General features: G+C 64.0%; 22 protein-coding genes. 11 read left to right on the top strand and 11 right to left on the bottom strand.

The features are described from left to right. Position 1: 1 nt before the first annotated feature. Entirely contained in the window at positions 2-886 is an 885-nt protein-coding gene (gene lgt, locus AC3WN8_RS25480) for a prolipoprotein diacylglyceryl transferase (protein WP_492672313.1), read from the bottom strand. Between the two features lie 68 nt (positions 887-954). On the opposite strand from lgt, the gene AC3WN8_RS25475 reads away from it, so the two are divergent. The 4 genes from AC3WN8_RS25475 to phbB all read left to right on the top strand — a co-directional run bounded on the left by AC3WN8_RS25475 (position 955) and on the right by phbB (position 7,015). Then, positions 955-2,655 (top strand): class I adenylate-forming enzyme family protein, encoded by a 1,701-nt coding sequence (locus tag AC3WN8_RS25475; protein ID WP_492672312.1) that lies wholly within the window; start codon positions 955-957, stop codon positions 2,653-2,655. A 219-nt stretch (positions 2,656-2,874) separates the two neighbouring features. Further along, on the top strand, positions 2,875-5,103 hold the full coding sequence (locus tag AC3WN8_RS25470; protein ID WP_492672311.1) for a xanthine dehydrogenase family protein molybdopterin-binding subunit: 2,229 nt from the start codon (positions 2,875-2,877) through the stop codon (positions 5,101-5,103). Between the two features lie 157 nt (positions 5,104-5,260). After that, a complete protein-coding gene (gene hemH, locus AC3WN8_RS25465) occupies positions 5,261-6,259 on the top strand; it encodes a ferrochelatase (RefSeq protein WP_492672310.1) in 999 nt (332 codons plus the stop codon). 33 nt (positions 6,260-6,292) lie between these two features. After that, positions 6,293-7,015, top strand: a complete 723-nt coding sequence (gene phbB / locus AC3WN8_RS25460) for an acetoacetyl-CoA reductase (protein WP_492672309.1) — start codon at positions 6,293-6,295, stop codon at positions 7,013-7,015. A 241-nt stretch (positions 7,016-7,256) separates the two neighbouring features. Here phbB and AC3WN8_RS25455 read toward each other — a convergent pair whose 3' ends face one another. From AC3WN8_RS25455 to AC3WN8_RS25445, 3 genes are all read right to left on the bottom strand, one after another. Beyond that, complete coding sequence (locus AC3WN8_RS25455; RefSeq protein WP_492672308.1) at positions 7,257-8,882, bottom strand: amidase; 1,626 nt, start codon at positions 8,880-8,882, stop codon at positions 7,257-7,259. 600 nt (positions 8,883-9,482) lie between these two features. Next, the gene (locus AC3WN8_RS25450; RefSeq protein ID WP_492672307.1) at positions 9,483-13,682 is read right to left on the bottom strand and encodes an RHS repeat-associated core domain-containing protein; all 4,200 of its coding nucleotides are present in this window, start codon (positions 13,680-13,682) and stop codon (positions 9,483-9,485) included. Positions 13,683-13,722: 40 nt separating this feature from the next. Beyond that, a complete protein-coding gene (locus tag AC3WN8_RS25445) occupies positions 13,723-13,959 on the bottom strand; it encodes a hypothetical protein (protein WP_492672306.1) in 237 nt (78 codons plus the stop codon). A gap of 181 nt (positions 13,960-14,140) precedes the next feature. Here AC3WN8_RS25445 and AC3WN8_RS25440 point away from each other — a divergent pair, with 181 nt between their 5' ends. Together AC3WN8_RS25440 and AC3WN8_RS25435 are read left to right on the top strand one after the other, a co-directional pair. Then, on the top strand, positions 14,141-14,413 hold the full coding sequence (locus AC3WN8_RS25440) for a ribbon-helix-helix domain-containing protein (RefSeq protein ID WP_492672320.1): 273 nt from the start codon (positions 14,141-14,143) through the stop codon (positions 14,411-14,413). Positions 14,414-14,460: 47 nt separating this feature from the next. Further along, positions 14,461-15,651 carry a PQQ-dependent sugar dehydrogenase gene (locus AC3WN8_RS25435; RefSeq protein WP_492672305.1) on the top strand — a complete coding sequence of 397 codons (1,191 nt, stop codon included), beginning with the start codon at positions 14,461-14,463 and terminating at the stop codon, positions 15,649-15,651. A 110-nt stretch (positions 15,652-15,761) separates the two neighbouring features. On the opposite strand, the gene AC3WN8_RS25430 is transcribed toward AC3WN8_RS25435, so the two are convergent. The 4 genes from AC3WN8_RS25430 to AC3WN8_RS25415 all read right to left on the bottom strand — a co-directional run bounded on the left by AC3WN8_RS25430 (position 15,762) and on the right by AC3WN8_RS25415 (position 18,800). After that, complete coding sequence (locus tag AC3WN8_RS25430) at positions 15,762-17,093, bottom strand: amidohydrolase (protein ID WP_492672304.1); 1,332 nt, start codon at positions 17,091-17,093, stop codon at positions 15,762-15,764. 229 nt (positions 17,094-17,322) lie between these two features. Beyond that, positions 17,323-17,763, bottom strand: a complete 441-nt coding sequence (locus AC3WN8_RS25425; protein ID WP_492672303.1) for a DUF3617 domain-containing protein — start codon at positions 17,761-17,763, stop codon at positions 17,323-17,325. Continuing rightward, positions 17,760-18,155 carry a VOC family protein gene (locus tag AC3WN8_RS25420; RefSeq protein WP_492672302.1) on the bottom strand — a complete coding sequence of 132 codons (396 nt, stop codon included), beginning with the start codon at positions 18,153-18,155 and terminating at the stop codon, positions 17,760-17,762. Before AC3WN8_RS25420 ends, AC3WN8_RS25425 begins: the two co-directional genes overlap by 4 nt. 69 nt (positions 18,156-18,224) lie before the next feature. After that, entirely contained in the window at positions 18,225-18,800 is a 576-nt protein-coding gene (locus tag AC3WN8_RS25415) for a DUF3617 domain-containing protein (RefSeq protein ID WP_492672301.1), read from the bottom strand. Between the two features lie 81 nt (positions 18,801-18,881). On the opposite strand from AC3WN8_RS25415, the gene uvrB reads away from it, so the two are divergent. Next, positions 18,882-21,068 (top strand): excinuclease ABC subunit UvrB, encoded by a 2,187-nt coding sequence (gene uvrB, locus AC3WN8_RS25410; RefSeq protein WP_492672300.1) that lies wholly within the window; start codon positions 18,882-18,884, stop codon positions 21,066-21,068. 176 nt (positions 21,069-21,244) lie between these two features. Here uvrB and pip read toward each other — a convergent pair whose 3' ends face one another. After that, the gene (gene pip / locus AC3WN8_RS25405; RefSeq protein WP_492672299.1) at positions 21,245-22,195 is read right to left on the bottom strand and encodes a prolyl aminopeptidase; all 951 of its coding nucleotides are present in this window, start codon (positions 22,193-22,195) and stop codon (positions 21,245-21,247) included. 102 nt (positions 22,196-22,297) lie between these two features. Here pip and AC3WN8_RS25400 point away from each other — a divergent pair, with 102 nt between their 5' ends. After that, positions 22,298-22,762, top strand: coding sequence for a hypothetical protein (locus AC3WN8_RS25400; protein ID WP_492672298.1), 465 nt, complete (start codon positions 22,298-22,300; stop codon positions 22,760-22,762). Positions 22,763-23,018: 256 nt separating this feature from the next. Here the strand turns inward: AC3WN8_RS25400 and AC3WN8_RS25395 are convergent, their stop codons facing one another. Both AC3WN8_RS25395 and AC3WN8_RS25390 read right to left on the bottom strand, forming a co-directional pair. Beyond that, positions 23,019-23,309 carry a hypothetical protein gene (locus tag AC3WN8_RS25395; protein ID WP_492672297.1) on the bottom strand — a complete coding sequence of 97 codons (291 nt, stop codon included), beginning with the start codon at positions 23,307-23,309 and terminating at the stop codon, positions 23,019-23,021. 246 nt (positions 23,310-23,555) lie between these two features. Continuing rightward, positions 23,556-23,813: a YjhX family toxin gene (locus AC3WN8_RS25390; RefSeq protein ID WP_492672296.1), complete on the bottom strand. Its 258-nt coding sequence runs from the start codon at positions 23,811-23,813 to the stop codon at positions 23,556-23,558. A gap of 298 nt (positions 23,814-24,111) precedes the next feature. Between AC3WN8_RS25390 and AC3WN8_RS25385 the strand changes: the two genes are divergently transcribed. The 3 genes from AC3WN8_RS25385 to AC3WN8_RS25375 are packed head-to-tail and all read left to right on the top strand — an operon-like array spanning position 24,112 to position 25,094. Further along, positions 24,112-24,453, top strand: coding sequence for a DUF1905 domain-containing protein (locus tag AC3WN8_RS25385; protein WP_492672295.1), 342 nt, complete (start codon positions 24,112-24,114; stop codon positions 24,451-24,453). A gap of 46 nt (positions 24,454-24,499) precedes the next feature. Next, the gene (locus AC3WN8_RS25380; protein WP_492672294.1) at positions 24,500-24,796 is read left to right on the top strand and encodes a BrnT family toxin; all 297 of its coding nucleotides are present in this window, start codon (positions 24,500-24,502) and stop codon (positions 24,794-24,796) included. Beyond that, a complete protein-coding gene (locus AC3WN8_RS25375; protein ID WP_492672293.1) occupies positions 24,777-25,094 on the top strand; it encodes a BrnA antitoxin family protein in 318 nt (105 codons plus the stop codon). The genes AC3WN8_RS25380 and AC3WN8_RS25375 overlap by 20 nt, the downstream gene beginning before the upstream one ends. The last annotated feature ends 31 nt before the right edge of the window (positions 25,095-25,125 follow it).

Here is a 25,125-nt window from a genome sequence, read left to right as displayed (position 1 = left end):
CTCAGGCGACGCTCTGACCCCCGGCCGTCGCCTCGATCCGCAGGCGACGGCTCTTGGCGGTCGCGATCAGATAGGCGCCGCCGACGATCATCGGCACGGTCAGCCACTGACCCATGCTCATGCCGGTTTCCTGCGCGAACTGCATGAGCTGCCGGTCGGGCTCGCGGAAGAATTCGACGAAGAAGCGCGACATGCCATAGCCGAGCAGGAAGATGCCGACGAGCTTGCCGGGATCGTAGCGTGCCTTGGTCTTCCAGAAGAAGAACCAGAGCACCAGCCCCAGCACGATCCCCTCCAGCCCGGCCTCGTAGAGCTGGCTGGGATGGCGTGGTTCGCCGGTGACGATCGCTCCGTTGACGAGCTCCTGAAAGCGGATCGCCCAGGGCACGTCGGTTTCGCGGCCCCACAATTCGCCGTTCACGAAATTGGCGAGCCGGCCGAAAAACAGGCCGAACGGCACGCAGCAGGCCACGAAATCATGGACGCGCAGCCATTGCAGCTTCTCCTTGCGGGTGAGCAGGATGATGCCGAGCGAGACGCCGATCGCGCCGCCGTGGAACGACATGCCGCCTTCCCACAATTTGAAGATATTCGTGAAATGATTGAGAATCGATGGCTGGTAAAAGGCGATATAGGCCGCACGACCGCCCAGGATGATGCCGAGCGTCGCGTAGAAGACCAGGTCGTCGGCATGGCGTCGCGCCATCGGCGAACCGGGCTGGGCGATCAGTTTGAGCAGGTACCACCAGCCGATGATGATTCCCGCCAGATAGGCGAGCGAATACCAGCGAATCTGGAAAAAACCGAGATCGAGGGCCACCGGATGGAGACCGAGCGACTCGAAAGTCACGTATGACGTAGCGGCAGCCGAAAGCGCGAGGAACAAACTCTTTACCCCCGATGATTTGCGCCCTCATATAGGCCGCAAGAGACAAGACCAAGAGGAGAGAGTTGATGCCGTCTGCGCTCGATCTGCGCATCAGGACAGTCCTGGACAGGCTGCTGTCCGACGGCACGCCATTCGCGCTGACCGGGATCGAGCGCTTTGGCCGCACGCTTCCCGTCTTCGCCGCGGCGCCGCCGACGCTCGCGCATTATTTCGCCTATTTCTGCGCACAGCATGGCGACACGATTTTTCTGGTCGCCGGCGACGAGCGATTGAGCTTCGCCCAGACCTATGCCGCCGCGCGCAAGGTCGCCGGCGGGCTGGTCGCGGGTTATGGCGTGAAGCCGGGCGATCGGGTGGGCATTGCGATGCGCAACGCCCCGTCGTGGATCGTCGCCTATATGGGCGTGCTGATGGCGGGCGGCGTCGCCACCCTGCTCAACGGCTGGTGGCAGGGCAACGAGCTGTGCGACGGCATCACCGATACCGGCACGACGCTGGTGATCGCGGATGCGCCGCGCGCGCTGCGTCTGACCGAATGCGGCGGACATGGCGCGGACGTGGTGACGCTGGACGTCGCCGCGCCCATCGATGCCGCTATCGCGCCCTTGCTCGCGCGCGGCGGCGGCGCGGATACCGCGCTGCCCGCCCTTGTCGGCGACGATCTGGCGACGATCCTGTTCACCTCGGGATCGACCGGCCAGTCCAAGGGCGCCTTTTCCGATCATCGTGCGGTGGTGCAGGCGATCTTCAACTATCTGGTCAACGCGCTCGGCATGCTCGAACTCGCGACGCAGGACGGGGCGGCGCCGACGCTGCAGCCCGCAGCCTTGCTCAACGTGCCGCTATTCCATGTGACAGCGGAGGTGCCGTTGATGCTCCAGAGCTTCGCGATGGGGCGCAAGCTGGTGCTGATGCCCAAATGGGACGCCGAAGAGGCGATGCGCCTGATGCAGGACGAGAAATGCACCTATTTCGTCGGCGTGCCGCTGATGAGCTACGAGATCATGACGCATCCCAATCGCGGCAAATATGATCTGTCCACGGTTCAGGCCTATGCCGCAGGCGGCGCAGCGCGGCCGCCCGAACATGTCAAGCGGCTGGAGGACGAGATGGGCGGCGCGCGGCCCTTGCTCGGCTATGGCCTGACGGAGACCAACGCCGTGGGCTGCGGCAACGTCAACGAGAATTATCTCGCCAAGCCCGCCAGCACCGGCCCGGCAACCCCGCCGCTGGTCGATCTTGCGATCCTCGACGATGCCGGCAACCCACTGCCGCAGGGCGAGCGCGGCGAAGTCTCGATCCGCAGCATCTGCAATTTCCTGGGCTATTGGAACAATCCGGAAGCGACGCGCGCCGCGATCACCGATGACGGTTATTTCCGCAGCGGCGATATCGGCTATCTCGACGAGGACGGCTATCTGTTCATCGTCGATCGCAAGAAGGACATCATCATCCGCGGTGGTGAGAATATCTCGTGCCAGGAAGTCGAGGCCGCGCTCTACGAGCATGAGGCGGTGGCCGAGGCGGCGGTGTTCGGCCTGGCCGATGAGCGGTTCGGCGAAGTGCCGGGCGCCGTCATCCGCCTCCAGGCGGGTGCCGCGCTCGATGCGGAGGCTTTGCTCGCCTTTCTCCGCCCGCGCCTGGCCGCGTTCAAGCTGCCTGCCCGTATCTGGTTCTCGAGCGAGGCGCTGCCGCGGCTGGGCACCGAGAAGATCGACAAGGTGGGGCTGCGCGCGAAATACCGGGCGTTGGCGGGCGCGGGCTGAGGCTTGCCGGCCCATAAAGTCACCCTGAACTCATTTCAGGGTCCATGTCGAAACTGACGCGACGGTGCGGGCTGTGGCATGGATGCTGAAACGAGTTCAGCATGACGGCGGTGCGCGATCGCATCCATCGCCGATTTCCATCCCCCAATTGCTCTTCTTCGGACCGCCCCCTATCAGGCGGTGATGGCGGGATGGGATCGACAGGGCGAAGCGCGGCACATGCCGAGCCGGCGGCAGATCCTGGTCGGTGGCGGCGTCGGCGCGGGGTTGCTGATCGCCTGGGGCGTCTGGCCGCGCAGCTATGCCCCCAATCTGATCGCCAGCGCCGGTGAGACCATATTGGGCGGCTTTCTGAAGATCGCCGAAAGCGGTGTCGTCACCGTCGTCGTGCCGCAGGCCGAGACCGGGCAGGGCGTCTATACCGCCTTGCCCCAGATCCTGGCCGACGAGCTTGGCGCCGACTGGCGGACGATCGCGGTCGAGGCGGCGCCGATCAATCCCATCTATGCCAATCGGCTGCTCGCGGGCGAGGGCGTCGCCGGACATGGCCCCGATTTCCTGGCTGCGCCGATCCGCTGGGCGGCGCAGGAATTCGCGACGCGCGATGCATTGATGATCACGGGTGGATCGAGTTCGGTCCGCGCGTTCGAATGGCCGCTGCGCGAGGCGGGCGCCGCGGCGCGCGCCTTGCTGTGCAAGGCGGCGGCGCGGCGCTGGGATGCGGACTGGCTCGCCTGCGACACCGCGGACGGGTTCGTCGTGCGCGGCGATGAGAAATTGCGTTTCGGTGCGCTCGCCGCCGAGGCCGTGGACTTCAAGGTGCCCGATCCGGTTCCGCTGCGCACGGGGCTCGAGAACCGGCTGACCGGCAAGCCGCTGCCCCGGCTTGATCTGCCCGCGAAGCTCGACGGTTCGGCGATGTACGCCGCCGATATCCGCCTGCCCGATCTGGTCTATGCCGCGATCCGTCAGGGGCCGATCGGGCATCGCGGATTGAAGGGATTCGATCGTAAGGCGGCAGAGGCGGTGACCGGCGTGCTCGCCGTGGTCGATACGCCGCGCTGGGTGGCGACGGTCGCGACCAACTGGTGGGCGGCGAACCGGGCACTCGATGCGATGCGGCCGCGCTTCGCCATGCCGTCCGAACCGGTCGACAGCGGCGCGATCGCCGACAGCCTGCGCGGCGCGATCGATGGCGACGGCGTTCGTTTCGCCGGGGTGGGGGATTTGTCGGCCGCCTATCGCGGCAAGACCGTCCACACCGCTGACTATGCCGTCGGTTTCGCCGCGCATGCGCCGCTGGAGACATTGTGCGCCACCGCGCATCTGCGCGGCGACCGGCTCGAATTGTGGATGCCGACCCAGGCGCCGGGCCTGGCCCGCGCGGCCGCTGCGCGGGCGCTGGAGATGTCGGAAGCCGATATCACCGTCCATCCGATGCTGGTCGGCGGATCGTTCGGCCGCGCGCTGGAGAATGAAGCGGCGGGGCAGGCGGCGATCCTGGCGGCAAAGATGAAACGCCCGGTCCAGCTTGTCTGGTCGCGTGCCGAGGATATCGCGCACGATCTCTATCGCCCGCCGGCCTTTGCGCGGATGAGCGCGCAGCTCGGGCCGAGCGGGCTGGTCCAGGGCTGGCTGGCGAAGATCGCGGCACCCGCGACCGCGCTCGAACAGTCGCATCGCATGTTCGCGGGCAATGCCGCGCTGCGCGGGCTGATCCCCGATGCGGGCGGCGCCGATCGCAATGCGGTGGCGGGCGCCGTGCCGCCCTATGGCATTCCCGCCTTCGCCGTCGACCATCATCCGGTCGAGATCGGGGTTCCGACTGGCCATTGGCGATCCGGCGCGCACAGCTACACCGCCTTTTTCACCGAATGCTTCATCGACGAGCTGGCGCAGGAGGCCGGGCTCGATCCGCTCGGTTTCCGCATGCAGATGCTCGGCGCCAATCCCCGGCTGGCCCGCTGCCTGTCGACCGTCGCCGCCAAGGGCGGCTGGGAAGGCGGCGGCGGCGGTACCGGCCAGGGGCTCGCCTGTCATTCGATGGCGGGAAGCCATGTCGCGCTGCTGGCCGAGGCGCATGTCGACGCCGCGCAGAAAGTGATCGTCGACCGCGTGATCGCGGTGGTCGATTGCGGCCGCGTCATCAATCCCGATCTCGTCCGCCAGCAGATCGAGGGCGGCATCCTGTTCGGCATTGCTGCCGCGACGGGCGCACCGATCGTCATCGAGCGTGGCCAGGCGGTGCCGCGCAACTTCACCCAGCTCGACGTGCCGCGTCTTGCCACCGCGCCTGAGATCCGCATCGAGCTGATCCGGAGCGCCGAGCCCGCGGGCGGGGCCAGCGAGATCGCGGTGCCACCCATCGCGCCCGCCATCGCCAACGCCATCGCCGCGGCGAGTGGGCGGCGGCTGCGGACGCTCCCGCTGTCGCTCGGCGAAAATTGATCGTGAACTGGCGTTTTCCAGAATCAGTTTGGGCTGAGCCTGTCGAAGCCCTGTCCTTGTCTTTCTGCATCGCGGGGGAAGAAGGACAGGGGCTTCGACAGGCTCAGCCCAAACGGAAACGGGAAGGCATCGGACTATGCGCGCGGGAAGCCCGCGCATGACCGATCACCCCACCATCCCGGCGCCGAAGATCGGCGTGCTGATCGTCAATCTCGGCACCCCCGACGCGCCGACGGCGTCGGCGGTGCGGCGCTATCTTGCCGAATTCCTGTCCGACCGGCGCGTCGTCGAGATTCCCGCGCTGATCTGGCAGCCGATCCTGCGCGGGATCATCCTGCGCACGCGGCCGCGCCGTTCGGCGCATGCCTATGCCCAGGTCTGGCGAGAGGATGGTTCGCCGCTCGCCGCGATCACGCGCGCGCAGGCGACGGCGCTGAAGGATGCGTTCGGCGCGGAGGTGATCGTCGATCATGCGATGCGCTATGGCCAGCCGGCCATTGCCGAGCGGATCGCCGCGTTGAAAGAGCTGGGCTGCGATCGCATCCTGATCGCGCCGCTCTATCCGCAATATTGCGCGGCAACGACCGCGACCGCGAACGACGCCGCCTTTGCCGCGCTCGCGAAGATGCGCTGGCAGCCGGCGATCCGCACATTGCCGCCCTATCACGACGATCCCGCCTATATCGCCGCGCTCAAGGCCTCGATCGAACAGGGGCTGGCCGCGCTCGATTTCACGCCGGACGCGATCTTGGCGAGCTTTCACGGCATGCCGCAACGCACGCTCGATCTGGGCGATCCCTATCATTGCCACTGCCGAAAGACGGCGCGGTTGCTCGGCGAGGCGCTGGGCCGCGATCTGATCGTCGCGTTCCAGTCGCGTTTCGGCCGCGCCAAATGGCTCGAGCCCGCGACCGACGCGACGCTTGCCGCACTGCCGGGCAAGGGTGTGAAGCGCGTCGCGATCGTCGCGCCCGGATTTTCCGCCGATTGCCTCGAAACGCTGGAGGAACTGGCGATCCGTGGGCGGGAGACGTTCATGGCGGCGGGCGGCACCGACTTCGCCTATCTCCCCTGCCTCAACGACAGTGCGGACGGCATGAAAATGCTGCGCCGCATTTTGTCGCGGGAGCTTGAAGGCTGGCTCAGTCCCGCATAGCCTCTCCTCTCCTTGAACAGGAGAACGAATCCCATGACCAGAGTAGCGATCGTCACCGGCGGAACCCGCGGTATCGGAGAAGCGATCAGCCTTGCGCTCAAGGATATGGGGATGACCGTTGCGGCCAATTATGCCGGCAACGACGAAAAGGCGAAGGCGTTCACCGATCGCACGGGGATCAAGGCCTATCGCTGGGACGTGGGCGATTATGAAGCCTGTCAGGCGGGCTGCGCGCAGGTCGCGGCCGAACTCGGTCCGGTCGATGTCGTCGTCAACAATGCCGGCATCACCCGCGACGGCGTACTCGCCAAGATGAGCTTTGACGACTGGAACGATGTGATGCGCATCAATCTGGGCGGCTGCTTCAACATGGCGAAGGCGTGCTTCCCCGGCATGCGTGAGCGTGGCTGGGGCCGCATCGTCAATATCGGCTCGATCAACGGCCAGGCGGGCCAATATGGCCAGGTGAATTATGCCGCCGCCAAATCGGGCATTCACGGCTTCACCAAGGCGCTGGCGCAGGAAGGCGCGAAGACCGGCATCACCGTCAACGCGATCGCGCCGGGCTATATCGACACCGACATGGTCGCCGCGGTGCCGCCCCCGGTGCTCGAAAAGATCGTCGCCAAGATCCCGGTCGGCCGCCTCGGCGACGCCGGAGAAATCGCGCGCGGCGTGGCGTTCCTGTGTTCGGAGGATGCGGGGTTCGTGACGGGATCGACGCTCAGCATCAATGGCGGGCAGCATATGTACTGACGGGCAAAGCGCGCTCGCGAAGCAAGCACGCGATGCGCAAGGCGCATCGCCCGGCACGGCCGGCAGGCGGGGGCTTCACGCCCCCGACCTGACCGACGGCGGCGGCTTTGCCGTCGCGAGAATGTTTGACCGAGCTGATAAAAAAACCGTTTGTCCCGAGCGAAGTCGAGGGACGCTCGGGCATCGCGCTACGTGTCTCGACTTCGCTCGACACGAACGGAATTTGTGGTTCCGAAACGGCCTACTCCCGAACCGCCGGAAACGCCGCTGCCCCACGCTCCACCGTCGGCAGATACCCCGGCGCTACCCGCGTCTGCGCGATCTGCTCGAACGCATAGCCGGCCTTCAGCAGCGCCTCCTCGCTCCACGCCGTGCCGATGAACGAAATCCCCACCGGCAGTCCGTTGATCATGCCCGCGGGCACGGTCAGATGCGGATAGCCCGCGACGGCGGGCAACTGGCTGGCGCTCGGCCCGTCATATTGATCGCCATTGACCGGATCGGATAGCCAGGCCGGCCCCGCGCTCGGCGCGACCAGCATCGTCACGCGATTGTCGGCGAGCAGCGCGTCGATCTTGCCGCGCGCCAGTTTGCGCGAGGTTTCCAGCGCGGTGCGATAGCCTTTGTCGTCCAGCCCATTGGTCTTTTCCGCACGCTCGAAGAACTCCTGCCCGAACCAGGGCATTTCGGTCGAGGCGTTGGCGGCGTTGAACGCAATCAGGTCGGCCAGCGTCCGCGTCGTGACGGTGGGCGGCGTGGTCGCGAGGTAGGCGTTCAGATCCGCTTTCAGTTCGGCATGGAGAACGACGCTTTCCGCGGCGCCCAGCCCATCGAGCCCGGATCGGCTGTCGGCGATATCGACCAGTTCGGCGCCGCCGCGCTTCAGCGCCTCGAGCGCAGCCTCGAACCGCGCGCGTGTTGCCGGCTGTCCGCCGATGCGATCGCGCAGTACGCCGATGCGCGCGCCCTTCAACCCGTCCGCCGACAGCCCGGCGGCATAATCGCGCTTCCTGGCATCGGCCTCCACCGTTGCCGGATCGGCAGGGTCGCTGCCCGCCATTGCGCTCAGCAGCATCGCGGCGTCGCGCACGCTCCGCGTCATCGGCCCCGGCGTGTCCTGGCTATGGCTGATCGGGACGATATGGGTGCGGGATACCAGGCCGACCGTCGGTTTCAGCCCGACCAGCCCGTTGATCGTCGAGGGACAGATCACCGATCCGTCGGTTTCGGTACCGACCGCGGCGGCGGCCAGGCTGGCCGCCGCCCCAGCGCCGCTGCCGCTCGACGATCCGCATGCATTGCGGTCGAGCGCATAGGGGTTCTTCACCAGCCCGCCCACCGCGCTCCAGCCGCTGACCGACCGGTCCGAGCGGATATTGGCCCATTCGCTGAGATTGGTCTTGCCCAGGATCACCGCGCCAGCCGCGCGCAGCCGTGCCACCACCGGCGCATCGCGCCCGGTGACGTTGCCGGCAAGCGCGAGCGACCCGGCGGTGGTCGGGATCGGGTCGGCGGTCTCGATATTGTCCTTGACCAGGATCGGCACGCCATGGAGCGGCCCGCGCACCCGCCCGGCGCGCCGCTCGGCATCCAGCGCGCGTGCCTGTGCCAGGGCATCTCGATTGATCGCGATCACGCTGTTCAGTCGCGGCCCCGACCGGTCGATCGTTTCGATCCGCTCGATATAGGCCATGGTCAGCGCCTCGCTGCTCGTCTCCCCCGCCGCGACGGCGCGGGCGAGTTCGGACAGCGGCTTTTCCTCGACCGAGGCGCTGAGCAGCGCTGCGCCCGTATTGGGAGGCAGATTCGTGGTCGTCGAGCAGGCGGAGAGCGTGGCGGCCAGTGTGAGAGCGAAAATGGCGCGCATCGATATTCCCCCCGGATGATCGGGGTCAGTTTAGGCGGGCATGGGCGTGATCGCCAGGGCCGGCGGGAATTCCCGGAATGACGATGCGGGAGAGGCGGGCCATGCCGCACTCTCCCGCATCGGCTTCCTAGTGTCAATTTGGTGCACCGTTACCGGAATTCCTGTCACCGGAACCCAAGGGACTCCGATCACCGATCTTGATGACGTGGTCCTTGTGATAGTGCTCGACTGAATGGTAATTTCAAGTAAATACGATAAATATAGAAGAAAACTCTATTTATCTAAACTGCTTAGGTCAAAAGCGCATCTTCTACAGGTTTTGTGAGGCCACGGTGTCCATGGCCCAAATGCACTAGGACGTGCTGCAAATATGGACAGACCGCACATGGGGCATTTAAAAAAAGAGTATGATAGAATCATATGAAATGAGAATAATATTACTAAGAATAAAGGCTCTGATAAATTAAATTTTGATACAAAGAAATGTCCAAATTTTATATATATAATAAAGATTAATGAAATTAAAATTGAATATGACCACGCTCTTAGGTAAGGGGATGATTTATTTAATGGAGACATTTTGAGCTCCGTATACTTAATTTACCTTTTGTAGTAATTTCTGTCTACCGAATCGGTTCTTGCCCAGATTTTTCCAAAATTAAGGCTAAATTCACCTTTCGCTACAGAGGAAGAGGGTGCAGGAGTTGATGTGGCCCATGGTATGGATGCAGTATATGATAGAGAGAAGTCTGGAGTAAAATTAATTAATCCGGATGTGCCGTCAAGATTTCCTCCGAAATTACTTGCCGACCATGACCAGCCATCTATATCTGGGGTTGTGGAAACGCCTGCGTTTATTGATGGGCCCGGCTTTGAAATTCCTATTGTAATCCCATCTTCATATTGATTAAAGGTGTATGCGAAAAGTATGCCGTACAAGCTGAATCCTATCTGGCCAGTTGGATAAAACGGACCACCGCAACGGCTATCACTAGGATGTAAATTGCAATTTACGGGCGCTGTAACAACAGTTTCATCATCATCATCATCATCTGAGCTCGATGTCCCACCGCCGCCGTTACCTGGCTGGCGAGGTGGCACACTCGTTCCACCATTTCCACGGCCTAAAAGAAGCCTACCCGGAACGATATTCTCGGTAGGCCGTCGACCACGTATGATAATGTCGTCGGCCGACATCCCAAAGGGATCGATCAGATTCACCGGATCCCCGGACACATATCCATACAGGTTCATACCCGCAACATAACCGATCGGGTCGGTCTGCATGAACCGGCCGATGCCCGGATTGTAGATGCGCGCCTTGTAGTAATACATGCCGAGTTCGGGCAGCCATGCCTGGCCGGTATATTGGAACCGACCGGCATTGCCCGCCGCCGGCACGCCATATTCGTCATAGCTGTTGATGTTGGTCACAGCGCCCGATCCGTTCGAGACCGCGATGATGCTCCCGCGCTCGTCGGCATGCAACCAGCGACGGTCGGTCGTGCCCGATCCCTCGTACCAGACGATCGGTTCGTCGGTGCCGGGGCCGAACACGAAGCGGCGGCGGACTGGCCCGGATGGATCATATTCGGTGGAAATGTTCAGGCCGTCATAGTCGAACATCGTCGCCGCACCGGTGACGCTATTGGTCGAGATATAGTCGAGCCGAGCCATCGGATCATACCAGGCATAACCGCCCGGAATCGCATATTGCAGATTGCGCTGGCTGTAGGCGTAACCGGTCGTCCCGATGCTGCTGATATTGCCCTTGCCGTCGTGGCCGAGCGCGGTGCTGCCTTGAGCGGTGAGCTGATTCAGGCCGTTGGGCGTTTCAGCCTTGTCGCGATTATAGTGTCCGCCCCAAGCGAACAGATCGTTGCTGCGACTGTTCGTGGCGATTTGCGAGGCGGGGTTGTAAGTGAATCCCAGCGTCAGATCATGCGTCGTACTCGCGAAATCATGCGCCAGCGATGTCAGGCGCGAGACGGTGTCATAATTATAGCTCGTCGCTGTCCCGTTGCCGCGCGTCACGCTCGTGCGCCTGCCGAGATTGTCGTAGCTATATGTGGCCAGCACGCCGGCACCTGAAGTTGCCCCATTTTCGCGGATCGCCGTCATGTTGCCGGTCACATCATAATCATAGCTGACATACACGCTGTCCGGCCATGTCAGTCGGGTCCTCCGTCCCGCCAGGTCATATTGCATGGTTTTGGTGCCGCCATAGGCGCCCGTCTGGCTCGTGGCCCTTCCAAGGGCATCATATGCGAAATTGGCGATATGCGCGATTGCGTCGCTCGATCCGGTCATCCGCCCGAGCAGGTCATAGGTGTAAGTGATATCCTGATCGATCCCGCTGCCCGAAAGATCGAGATATATCCGTCGATTCAGATTGTCGAACGTGGATCCGATGTTGCTGTTGTCGCGCAGCCTGACATTCGTGACGTTGCCGTTCGCGTCGTAGCTATATTGTTCATAATCGGTCCAGTTCACGCCGGTGTGATTGGTGGTCGGATAGTAGGATACCCAGGCGCGATCATGCCCGTCATATTGAACGACCGACGGATTGCCTTCACCGTCGGACACGCTCGCGCGCAGTCCGTTGTTGGTGTAGCTAAATTGCACCTCATCCGACTGATCTGTCGTTCCATAGGCGGTCTGTATCTTCGTCACCTGGCTCGCCGCATCATAGGTCGTCTTGCTCACCCGGTCCGGACCATTGGCGCTCGTCGTCTGTGGCGTGCAGACGACGCTTTGGCTCGCCCATTGGGTCGGATCCATGCGCTGTGCGACGCAATCGACGCGGCCGAGGGTGTCGTAGCTGGTCTGGCTGACCGCATAGGTTGTACCGCCGGCCTTCAACTCAGATTTCACAGCCCTGGCATTGGTGTCGTAAGTGGTCGCCGCCTGTTGCTGCGAAGAGAATGCCGCCCAGGCCGGATCGGTCTGGTCGGTGACCGTGCCGATCTCCACCAGCGTGACCTGCCCGTCATTATTGTAGGTGAAGCGCTGCGCCAGGGGTACGCGCGTACCGCCGCCATCGGGGTCGGGGCCGACGACGCCGATCACTTGCCGCGCATTGTCATAACGCATGACGGTGGTGTCGGCAGTGCCTGAGAGTGGGCCATCAACGGTGATCTGGTTGCCCAGAATGTCGTAGGTATAGCTGGTTGTCGCGCTCAGCGATCCGTTGCCCGCCGCGGCCGTGATGCTGCTCGGCAGCAGGTTGGCGGTATAGGCGGCGGTGGTCTTGGTCTCGTCGGCCGTGCCGGTGCAGCTTGCCGTTGTCTGGCAGGCCGAAACGCCCGTCAGCATCGTCACCCCGCCCGTTGCGGCATAGCTGAAGCGCGTCTGAGGCCGCACGGCACCCGTCGATGGCGCCGGCGCGGTCATGGTCAGCACGCCGCCATGGGTGCTGTCGTAAGTGTAGTCGGTCTGGTTGCCCTTGGCGTCCTTCGTCCAGTTCGGCTTGTTGCAGGTGACGACATTGGTACAGCTAGCGGGGTAGTCGGCGGCGATCACGATATCCGCCAGGCCCGATCCGCTCTTGGCCTTGTAAGTGGTGCTGGTCACATTGCCGCGCGCATCATAGGCGAACACGGTCTTGTTGCCTTCGGGCTGGACGATCTCGGTCGGGCGGGCCGACGTGTCGTAGACATAGTTGGTCTCGCGCGTGAGCTCGTTGGTGATTTTGGTGACGCGCGACCGGGTGAGGTCGGCGACGGCCGTCGTGACGCCCGAATTCGCGTCGGTGATGGTCGTCGTCGCCGTCGTTCCCGAGACCGTGCGGGAATAGCTCCGTGTGACGCCATCGATCGTCACCGAGGACAGCGACGGGCTGTAGGTCAGCGCGATGTTGTCGGACGACGCACCGGGGCGGCGGACGGCCGTCAAAGAGCCGCCGTCACTGGTTCCGGCATAGGTGAAATTCCATACCCGCCCGCCGATATCGGTGGTCGTGGTCGTGGTGGTGGTTGGATAGGTATAGGTGATCGTCGGCCAGCTCGGCGCAGTGGTGCCGGTATTCTTGAATGCGATCGTCGAACGCCGATACCAGTTGGTGGTCGAGCCGGGCGTGAAGGTGTTGGAGAGATAGGTGAAGTCCATCGCATAGCCGGCATTGTTGCTGACGCGATCGATGCGAACGCCACGGATGATATTGGTGAAGGGCAGGGAATCGTCCGAGCAACTCACTTGCGGGCCGGAGCGATAGCAGCGTTCGACCATTGCCCAACCGACGGTCACCGTCAAACCATTGGCCTTTTTGCGCGAGGCCATCGGCAGAAAGCAACTCGTGGTCACTGACGAGGAACAGATGTTGCTGGTGAACGCGGCTGGCCCAGGCGTCAGGGCAAAGGTGGCGAAGCTGAGTTGGTCGCCATTGGCCGTGGTCAGAACATAGGAATCGCCGCCGCCGATCTCGGTCAGCGTCGAGCCGTCCGCGTTATCGGGAACGAAGACGCCGCCGACCTTCTTGAAGTTCGAAGAGGTGGACCCGTTGATCCGAATCTGCACCTGACCGGCGACCGTGCTTCGGATCAGACGGACATCATATCCATCGCGCCAGCCGGCAGCGCCGAAGCTGCGCACCATGGCGAGCGTGGATTCGCCCTGGCCGATCGATCCTTCATTGACCGTGAAATTGAAGCTGCTGTCGACCAGATCGATACCGTTGCGATCGGTCGTGATGAAGCGCGCCGGATCGGACGCAACGGTCTGGGCATTGAGCGGCGCTTGCACGCCGAAAACCGAGAGCGCCAGCACCGAGGCCGACGCGCAGAATCTGGATGAGGTCTTCATGATTTGTCTCCACTGAAAGCTGTTTTTCGAAAGGTGGAGATCAGGGAGGTGGTGGATTGGGCGATCCGGTCAGCTTGGTCTTGGTCCGGTTGTTCGCCTTGTCGTAGGTATATTCGCCGTTGATATTGTTGTTCACCGTGCCGGTGCGCGCGGCCTTCTTCACCCGGCCCTTGGCATCATAGGTGTACGTGATGGTTTCCGCGGCGATGGCGCCGCTTGCGAGGGCGAGCGCGAGCGCCGCCGCGCTCGTGCCGAGCAGCGGCCTGATATTTCGCATTGCTTTGTTCCTTCGACTCGTGAATAGGAACAAATAGAGAACATTTGAAATCCTACATTGCAACAAGCGAAATCGGCTTGGGGCTGTTCGGTGGTGCGCCGACTGGGGAGCTTCCCTGCCGCATCGCCATTTGCGGAGAACCGGTTCCCACTTTTCCGCGCGATGCTCTAACATGCGCGCGATGCCGCCCACCGACCCGCTCTATCTCGGCCCCGTCAAACGATCGGTCACGATTGCGGGGCACCAGACCTCGATCAGCCTGGAACCGGCTTTCTGGGCCGCGCTGGAGGCGGCCGCGGCCACATTGGAACTGCCGCTCAACGCTCTGGTCGCGCGGATCGATGTCGAAAGGATCGCGGCGGAGGAGCCGCCCAATCTGGCGAGCGCGATCCGGCTATGGCTGTTCGCGCGGGCGGGCGCTGTGATGCGGTCGGGTGATGCGCCCGCGCCCTGATGTCGTTATCCCTTCAGTTTCATCCTCAGTCGTTTCGAAGGCGTATCATGCACCCAAGAGCCATATTGCTTCCCGCCCTTGCGCTTGCCGCTGCCTGTTCGGCGGGCGGTGGCGGCAATGCTCAGACCGCGCCGGGCAAGGACGGTACTGCGACCGACGCCAGCACCGCCGCGCGCGCCGCACCCACCAAGGCGCCCTTCGTGGCGACGCCCGTCGCGACCTTTGTCGAGCCCTGGGCGATGGCGTTCCTGCCCGGCGGCAAGCAGGCGCTGGTCACCGAGAAGAAGGGCGTGCTCAAGCTGCTGACCATCGACGGCGCCGCCTCGGTCGAAGTCGCGGGCGTGCCGGCGGTGGTTTATGGCGGGCAGGGCGGCCTGGGCGATGTCGCGCTTCATCCCCGCTTTGCGCGCAACGGGCTGGTCTATCTGAGCTATGCCGAGGCGGGCGAGGGCGACACGCGCGGTGCGGCGGTGGCGCGGGGCAGGCTGGTCGTCGCGGGCGGCGCTGCGCGGCTGGAGAATGTCCAGGTGATCTGGCGCCAGTCGCCCAAGGTCTCGGGGCGTGGCCATTACGGCCATCGCATCCTGTTCGCGCCCGATGGCCATCTCTTCATCTCGTCGGGCGAGCGGCAGAAATTCACGCCGTCACAGGATATGAACGCCAATCTCGGCAAGATCCTGCGACTGAACGACGACGGATCGGTGCCGAAGGACAATCCCTTTGCCGACAAGGGCGGGGTGACCGCGCAGATCTGGTCGCTCGGCCATCGCAATCCGCTGGGGTTGGCGTTCGACGCCAAGGGGCAGCTCTGGGACATGGAAATGGGGCCGGAGGGCGGCGACGAGCTCAATCGCGTCGTGCGCGGCGCGAATTACGGTTATCCGGTGGTCTCCAACGGCAATCATTATGGCGGGGCGGATATCCCCAATCACGACACGAGGCCGGAATTCTCGCGGCCGGCCCTTTGGTGGACGCCGGTGGTCTCGCCGGGCGACCTGATCTTCTATTCGGGCACCATGTTCCCGCAGTGGAAGGGCAGCGCCTTCATCCCCGGCCTGTCGTCGCAATCGCTCGTCCGCGTCGTGACCTCGGGCAGCAGCGCGCGCGAGGCCGAGCGTTTCGAAATGGGCGCGCGCATCCGCGAGGTGGAGCAGGGGCCGGATGGCGCGCTGTGGCTGCTGGAAGATGGTGAGAATGGCGCAACCGGGCGGTTGCTGAAGCTGACGCCCAAGGGGTAGGCAATCCTGATGTCATTCCCGCATGCGCGGGAATCCAGTGACGTAGAGCGCTATGGTCGACATCGTCCGGATTCCCGCGTGCGCGGGAATGACACGTTAAGGCAAAGACTTCAGTCCCCCGCCGCACCCGGCTTGAGCAGGTCCAGCACTGCCGCGGTCGTCGCGATCGTGCCGGTAATCACCGCGGGTTCCGGGGTGATCTTGAACAGCGGCGAATGGTGCGAGGGGACGGCGGGGCCGCCGGTCTTGGCCGCGTCGAGATCCGCCTGGGGCGTGCCGCCCACCGCGAAATAATAGCCGGGCACTTTCAGGTCGGGCTGGACGAAATAGGCGAAATCCTCGGCGCCCATGCCCATCTGCTCGAACGGCGCCAGCCCGCCGGCACCGAAGGTTGCGACCATCACGCCGTTCAGCCGCTTGGCGAGCGGGCCGTCGTTGATCGTCGTCGGCGTGCCTTCGCTCGCCTTGACGATGGGCAGCTTGTCCTCCGGCACGCCATTGGTCCGCGCCACGCCGATTGCCACACGCTCGATCGCCTTGAGCAGGAAGGCGCGCGTCTCCTCGTCATTGGCGCGCACCGTCAGCTGCAGGTCGGCGCGGTCGGAGATGATATTGTGCTTGGTGCCGGCATGGAAAGCGCCGACGGTGATCACGCCGGGCGCCAGCGGCTGCCGCTCGCGGCTGATGATGCCCTGCAGCGCCACGACGATCTGCGATCCGATATAGACCGGGTCCTTGCCCGTGTGCGGCGACGCGCCATGCGCGCCGACGCCGCGCACCGTGATGTCGACGCTGTCGGCGGAGGAATATTGGATGCCCTCCGACGCGCTGACCTTGCCCGTCGCCAGCGCGGACGAGACGTGGAAGCCGACGGCATAATCGGGCTTGGGGAAGCGGGTGTAGAGCCCGTCCTGGAGCATCGCGCGCGCGCCGCCCACGCGTTCCTCGGCGGGCTGGACGATGAACACCACCGTGCCTTTCCAGCGATCCTTCATCGCCGCCAGCCGCCGCGCGGTGCCGACCAGCGAGGTGATGTGCACGTCATGGCCGCAGGCATGCATCACCGGCGATTCGACGCCGTCGATGCCGACCTGGCGGACCTTGGAGGCATTGGGCAGGCCCGATTTCTCCTCGACCGGCAGGCCGTCCATATCGGCGCGCACCAGCACGACCGGGCCGTCGCCATTTTTGAGCACGCCGACCACGCCGGTACCACCGACGCCTTCGGTCACGACCATGCCCGAAACCGCCTTCAATTCCTTGGCCATGCGCGCCGCGGTCTTGGTCTCCTTGAAGCTCAGTTCGGGATTGCGATGGAAATTGTCCCACAGCGCGCCGAGCGACGCCTGATAATCCTGGCGGACCGCCGCGGCATAATCGGGTTCCGCGACGGCGGGCGTGGAGAACAGCGCAAGCGCGGCGGCGGACAGGATGAAGCGCATGAGTGAGAAGACCCCCATTTCGGATGAAGGTTGAAGCTTAAAGCAGCGAATGCGGCGGAGGGAAGCCCGTTTGCGCTTAAATTCGAGCGGCGGGGGCGATCCTTCGAGACGCGCTCTCGACTTCGCTCGATCGCTCCTCAGGATGAACGGACAGGTTGGGCAATAGTCCGCTCATCCTGAGGAGCGGCTGAGCTTGTCGAAGACGCGTCTCGAAGGGCACCCGAAGCACCTAGCAGCGGTGTGTGAGCTTGCCGCTGCTGGTCGTCTCCACGCGCATCGGCTTTCCGTTGCGCGTGCCGGTGCTGACGCTGCGCAGTTCGTAGCTGGTCAGCGTATAGCTGCCCGCGCTGACCACGGTCATCGGAATCCCCAGCCGATTGTCGGTGCAGGTCGCGACGCTGGCGATCTTGCCATTGGCCATGGTCAGCGAGCGCGGCGTGCATTCCATGTCCTCGCCACGCAGGATCAGGCCCGGATTGAGCGCGGCATCGCGTGGCGACAGGCAGGTCTTGTAATGTTTGGGCCGGCCCTTGGGGATCAGGAATCCCGGAATGCCCGGGATCGTCGCGGTGTGGATGGTCATGCTGTGCGTCCAGCCGCCCGGCTGGACCGTCACGGGTGTGGCGCCGCCGAGCATCAACGTCAGCAGCGCCGCGGTCGCAATCCTCATGCCGCCGGGGGACCGATGCGGAAGGCGCAAAGCTTGTTGCCGTCGAGATCGCGGAAATAGGCGCCATAAAAGGCCTGATCGCCATCGTCGCCGCGCACGCCGGGGCTGCCCTCGCACGTGCCGCCCAGCGCCAGCGCCTTGGCGTAGAGCGCGTCCACCTTGGCGCGTTCATCCATCACCACGGCGATCATCACGCCATTGCCCACGGTGGCGGCATTGCCGTCATAGGTCGGGCCGACGCCGAACATCGGCCGGCCCCAATCCGAGCCCCAGGCGGCACCGCCATTGGGGAAATCCATCAGCCGGCCGATGCCGACCTCCGCGAACAGCGCATCGTAAAAGGCTTGCGCCTTGCCCAGGTCGTTGGTGCCGACCAGCGTATATCCGATCATCGTCCCTCTCCGTCGTCGTTCGTGGCGGTCGCCGATCCGGTCGGACCGGCAACCGCCCCGGTTCGCATTTTATTTGCAGTCGCCGATGCGCTTCGACGTCATCCGCATCGTCATGTCGACCTGTCCGGGCATGCCGCCGCCGCTCATGACGTTGTTCATCGTCATGTCCAGCGCCTCGGCGCTGATCGTGCCGGTCATCGTCGCTTCCAGCTTGCCCTGCTGCGGCTTGTTGCAGCTCATCTTGCCGTCGATCTTGCCGCCCGTGAAGCTGAAACGCTCATAGGTGCATTCGCCGCCCTGGCCCTTTTTGATGAATTCGCTCGGGTCGCGCTCGGCCTCTTCGGGCGTCACGCAGGATTTGCTGCTATTGGCCTGCCCCATCGATTTCTGCATCGCTTCCTTCACCTGGGGCGGTGCGTTGGGCATGTCGAACTTCACCATCTGTACCGTGGTTTCCCATTCGCCCGGCTTCATCTTGGGCGCGCTCTTCATCTCTTCGGCGACTTGCTCGATGGTCTTCGGCTTGCCGGCATCGGCGGCAGCCTGGTCGTTGGCGGCGGCCTGACCGTTGACGGCGCCATCGTCCGATTTGCCGCAGGCAGCGAGCGCAAGCGCAGGAAGAGCAAGGAGCATCAGACGTTTCATGGATATCCTTTCGGTCGGGAAGCGAGGATTGTGCAGTGTTCGTGTTGCGTCGGACCTGACCATCACCCATATCGCTTTGCCATGGCAATCCAAATCCGCACCACGCTCGACGAGCCGGAAACGGGTCAGTCATTCGTGCCCCACCGCCCGTCGCGCCCGCCAAAGGCCGAGGGCGGCAAGAAATTCCGCATCGTCTCCGATTACGAGCCGGCGGGCGACCAGCCGACCGCGATCGCCGAGCTGACCGAACAGGCGCTGGCCGGGGAGCGCGACCAGGTGCTGCTCGGCGTCACCGGATCGGGCAAGACCTTCACCATGGCCAAAGTGGTTGAGACGCTGCAGCGCCCCGCGCTCGTGCTCGCCCCCAACAAGATCCTCGCCGCGCAGCTCTATGGCGAGTTCAAGAACTTCTTCCCCGACAATGCGGTCGAATATTTCGTCAGCTATTATGATTATTACCAGCCCGAGGCCTATGTGCCGCGCTCGGATACCTACATCGAGAAGGAAAGCTCGGTGAACGAGGCGATCGACCGGATGCGCCATTCGGCCACCCGGTCGCTGCTCGAGCGCGACGACGTGCTGATCGTCGCCTCGGTCTCGTGCCTCTACGGTATCGGCTCGGTCGAAACCTATTCGGCGATGATCTTCGACCTGAAAAAGGGCCAGACCGTCGATCAGCGTGAGATCATCCGCAAGCTCGTGGCACTCCAGTACAAGCGCAACGATGCGGCCTTCACGCGCGGCAATTTCCGCGTGCGCGGCGACAGCCTGGAAATCTTCCCGTCGCACTATGAGGATACCGCGTGGCGCGTCGCCTTTTTCGGCGACGAGATCGAGGAGATCGTCGAGTTCGATCCGCTGACCGGCAAGAAGGTGGCGAGCCTCGATTATGTCCGCGTCTATGCCAACAGCCATTATGTGACGCCCGGCCCGACGCTGAAACAGGCGATGGAGGCGATCCGCTTCGAACTGGCCGAGCGACTGAAGGAACTCGTCAACGAAGGCCGGCTGCTGGAGGCGCAGCGGCTGGAGCAGCGCACCAATTTCGACCTCGAGATGATCGCGGCGACCGGAAGCTGCGCGGGCATCGAGAATTACAGCCGCTTCCTGACTGGGCGTTTGCCCGGCGAGCCGCCGCCGACCCTGTTCGAATATCTGCCTGAAAACGCACTGCTCTTCGTCGATGAGAGCCACCAGACCATCGGCCAGGTCAACGGCATGTCGCGCGGCGATCATCGCCGGAAACTGACGCTCGCCGAATATGGTTTCCGCCTGCCGAGCGCGATCGACAACCGCCCGCTGCGCTTCAACGAGTGGGAAGTGATGCGCCCGCAGACCGTCTATGTCTCCGCCACGCCGGGTGGGTGGGAAATGGAGCAGACGGGGGGCGTCTTCTCCGAACAGGTCATCCGCCCGACCGGCCTGATCGATCCGCCCGTCGAGATCCGCCCGGTCGAGGATCAGGTGGACGATCTGATCAACGAATGCCGGCAGACCGCGGCCAATGGCTATCGCACGCTCGTCACCACGCTGACCAAGCGCATGGCGGAGGATCTGACCGAATATATGCACGAAGCGGGGCTGAAGGTCCGCTACATGCATTCGGATACCGAGACGCTGGAGCGGATCGAGCTGATCCGCGACCTCCGCCTGGGCGTGTATGACGTGCTGGTCGGCATCAACCTGCTGCGCGAGGGGCTCGATATTCCCGAATGCGGGCTGGTCGCGATCCTCGATGCCGACAAGGAAGGGTTCCTGCGCTCGGAAACCTCGCTGATCCAGACGATCGGCCGTGCGGCGCGCAACATCGACGGCCGCGTCATCCTCTATGCCGATCGCATGACGGGATCGATGGAGCGCGCGCTCAACGAAACCAGTCGCCGCCGTGAGAAGCAGATGGCGTATAATGCCGAACACGGCATCACACCCGCCTCGATCCGCAAGAATATCGGCGATATCATCGCCCATGCGTCGAACCGCGACCAGGTGACGGTGGAGATCGACGAGGATCGGCCGCACATGGTCGGCCACAATCTGCGCGCCTATATCGAGGAACTGGAAGCCAAGATGCGCAAGGCCGCGGCGGACCTGGAGTTCGAGGAGGCGGGCCGCCTGCGCGACGAGATCCGCGCGCTCGAACGCGAGGAACTGGGCCTGCCCGAAGGCGAGCACAAGGCGCCGATCATGGGCCGCAGCAACGAAGGCAAGCCGGGCACGCGCAAGACGCGCTTCGGCAAGACGCAGCGGAAATTCGGGGGCAAGCGGTAGGGCGGGATGTCGGGCGCCACTCCGATCTGAACGACCCCCACCGCGTCATTCCTGCGAAAGCAGGAATCCCGCTTCTTCTTACTTGATCCCGCGACCGGAAAAGCGGGATTCCTGCTTTCGCAGGAATGACGAAGAGGTTTTGCGTAGGGGCTGGATGAGGATGGGGAGCCCGCCCCTTATCCCGCAAACCCGTCGGTTGCCCGGATCAGCCGATCCAATATCCCCGGTTCGTTGAACGCGTGGCCCGCACCCTCGATCAGATGGAACGCCGCCTCGGGCCAGGCCTTGTGCAACCGCCAGGCGGTGTCGGCCGGGCAGGCGATGTCGTAGCGGCCATGGACAATCACGCCCGGAATACCCTTGAGCTTGCCGGCGTCGCGGATCAGCTGATCGTCCTCCAGCCAGCCCTGATGCGAGAAGAAGTGATTCTCGATCCGTGCAAAGGCGAGCGCGAATTCATCGGCTTCGAACGCGTCGGACAGGCCGGGATCGGGCAGCAAGGTCACCGTCTGGCCTTCCCACAGGCTCCAGGCCTTGGCCGCTTCGATCCGCGCTGCGGCATCGTCGCCGGTCAGCCGCTTGCGATAGGCGGCGACCATGTCGCCGCGTTCGGCTTCGGGGATCGGTGCCTGGAAGCGTTCCCATTTGTCGGGATGGATCAGCGAGGCGCCATGCTGATAATACCAGGCGATCTCGGCCCTGGTGATGGTGAAGATGCCGCGCAGCACCAGTTCGGACACGCGATCGGGATGCGTCTCGGCATAGGCCAGCGCCAGCGTCGATCCCCAGGATCCGCCGAACACCTGCCATGCCTCGACGCCCGCCATTTCGCGCAGCCGCTCGATGTCGGCGACCAGGTCCCAGGTCGTGTTGGCGTCCAGCCCGGCATGCGGCGTCGATCGTCCGCAGCCGCGCTGGTCGAACAGCAGCACGTCATAGCGCGCCGGATCGAAAAGCTGGCGGTGCGTCGGCGAGAATCCGCCGCCCGGCCCGCCATGCAGGAACACCGCCGGCTTGGCGCCGGGGGTGCCGCTGCGTTCCCAATAGATGCTGTGACCATCGCCGACGTCGAGATGGCCGGAGGCATAGGCGTCGAGGGGCGGATAAAGGGTGCGGAGCGTGGTCATGCGCATTCACTGGCGCAAGCCCCCTGGCTGTGCAAGCGTGTCGGGAACCCATGAGGCCGGTCTTGGTTGATAACCCGAGTCGGACGGAGAAGGGACCGGATCGTGAAAGGGGAAACCGCCGGGCACATTCTGATCGCCGCGTGCGCGGTGACGATCGTCGGCGCACTGGCCGGTGCCGGCCTGGGCAGTTTCGCCGCGGGCGGCGTTCCCCTCCAGATCGTCGAGCGCGATGGTGGCGGCCAGCAGCTCGGCCGTCCCGAAGCACTGGTCGCGGACCGGGCCGGGACTGCCTATACCGGCCCCCCGCCGATCATCCCCACCGTCTGCGAAGGGTGCGGCCCGAGCCTTGAGGAACGCAGGGCGATGGCGCGGGATCGCGAGATCGAAGCGGAGATGGCGCGCAATGAAGCCTTGTTGCGGGGCGATTATGCGGAGGATGCGCGGTTCGACGCCGATATGGCGGTGGTCGAGCGTGCAGGCGACCCGGCGGCCGTATCTGCGCCGATCGCTTTCAGGCTGACGGGCGCAAGCGCGACGCTGGCGGAAACCGCCGACGCGCCGCGCTGATGGTCGGCCGCCGGGCGCTCAGCGGCACCCCAGCGCATCCTCGATGCTCAATGTGATGAGGACGGTTGCGAACAGCACGATCATCGTGCCGAACAGCAGGGGGATATGGTTGCCGATGAACTCGATCATATTTCGCTCCTTCAAGTGACGGAGGAACGATGCGGGATAACGGGCGGACGATATTTGATCCCTGTCAAAATCGCGATGGGTGTCCGATGTGAAACGCCCCGGCACCATGGGCGCCGGGGCGTTTGCTTCACCAGCCGCGATAATGGCGGCGGCCATTGTGCCAGTAATAATAGCGGCCACGGCTGTCGCGACGATAATCGCGGCGGGCCTCGCGGAGATCGCGACGCAGATCGCGGCGCGCCTCCCACACGTCGCGGCGACTGTCGGCGCGGCGCATGTCGCGGTGATAGTCGCGATAGGCGTCGCGAACATCCTCGCGATATTCGCGGCGATCGCGCCACGACTGCGCCTCGGCGCCGGCCGGTACGGACGACAGGCCGATGGCGGCCAGGCTGGCTGCAATGATCAGAATACGCATGATCCTGCTCCTTCTTTACGCGTTCCTGACTTAGGAACGGCTCATCATGCGTGATGTTGCGTGAACCGGAAACTACGCCGCGTTCATCGGACGGACAGGCGTGAGGCGCGTTCCAGTGCGAGCCCTGGATTAGCCGGATTTCCTGCTCTTCGGCATGGGTTCCGGTATCGGATTGCGGCGGCGGGCCGTTCCGATTTTGCGATGACGAGGAACGGGGCGGCGCCTGTCGACGCCGCCCCTGGTGCGTCAGCGATTGTCGAGCTGCGCGCGCACCGCGCCCAGCCCCAGTCGCGTGATGCGATAGGGCTGGCCATTGGCGCTGGCGATCAGCCGCCGGCGTTTCAGCCGGCGGAAAACGCCCATCGTGCAATCCGACAGCAGCCAGCCGTCGCGGGTGAAGCATTCCACGTCGACGATGCGGCCATCATCGGCCCGGCGGTGGACGATACGCCCGCCTTGCGCCAGCGCGTGCAGCACGCGCTGTTCGTGTTTCGAGATATTCATGAAATCGTGTCCGCTTTCCGGATGGAAAGGGCGCGAACACAGGCTGGCGGAGGCGCGTAGCCCCGCCATCGCGTTCACGCGGCCGACGGCGCTCCGGGTTCATGAACCCGGCCCGTCGATCAGCGGGCGACAATCTCAGACATGAACCACTCCGAATGTGCGGACGCGGCGTAAAGCAAAGCCGCGCAGGCGAGGCAAGAAGAAATCACCCGAGGATTTCATCCAAAGTCGCAGATCGGGCGCGGTGTTGCGCGACGGCCCCGCCGATTGCATGAAGCATGTGCGAAAGGGAGCGACGATGGGCGAGCGCGATACGGATGATGGTGACACGCTGGTCTTCGAAGCCGTGCTCTGGCGCTGGACGCCGCAGCCGCCGGCGAAGGCGAGCTGGTATTTCGTCACCTTGACCGGCGACGCCGCCGATATGGTGCGGATGCGGTCCTTCGAGCGCCGTGCCGCGGGCCAGTCGCGCGGCTTCGGATCGGTTCCCGTGCGCGCGACGATCGGCGGCAGCGACTTCGCGACCTCGCTGTTCCCGCACAAAGAAAGCGAGGGTTATCTTCTCCCGGTCAAGGTTGAAGTGCGGCGGCGGGAGGAAATCGGGGAGGGTGACGAAGTGACGGTGACGCTTCGGCTGTGAAGCGATGGGCATTGTTGTCCAAACCAATTTGTAGTAACAATATGGCATGGACATTCGGTTCGAATGGGATCCTGAAAAGGCATCCGCGAATGTCGCCAAACACGGCGTCAGCTTCGATCTGGCGGTTCGCGTTTTTGCCGATCCCTTTGCGCTGAGCGTTCAGGATCGGATCGAGGGCGCCGAATATCGCTGGCAGACGATCGGACTGGTCGAAGGGTGGTTGCTATTGCTGGTGGCCCATACCGTGCGGGACGAGATCGACGGAGCCGAAGTGATCCGGATCATTTCGGCGCGGCGTGCAACGCGCGGGGAAAGGAAACGCTATGATCAAGAAATTCGCTGAACGGCGGATCGATTTCGCGGCCCAATCGCCGTTGAGTGCTGCGGACAGGAGCGAACTGGAACGGCTCGCTGCGATGCCGGAAGAGGCGATCGATACCAGCGATCTTCCCGAACTGGACGAGGCATTCTGGCAGAATGCCGAGCGCGGGCGTTTCTATCGTCCGGTCAAGGAATCGACGACGATCCGCGTCGATGCCGATGTGCTGCACTGGTTGAAGTCGAAGGGGCGGGGCTATCAGACGCGGATCAATAGGATCCTGCGCGAAGCGATGATGCGGGATGCGCCAAAGGGGCGCTGAGTGGGGGCAACAGATCGATTCGTTGCCGTCG

The organism is Sphingobium sp. FW305-3-2-15-F-TSA7 (genome assembly GCF_058787155.1).
This window is presented reverse-complemented; position numbering and strand designations above follow the sequence as displayed.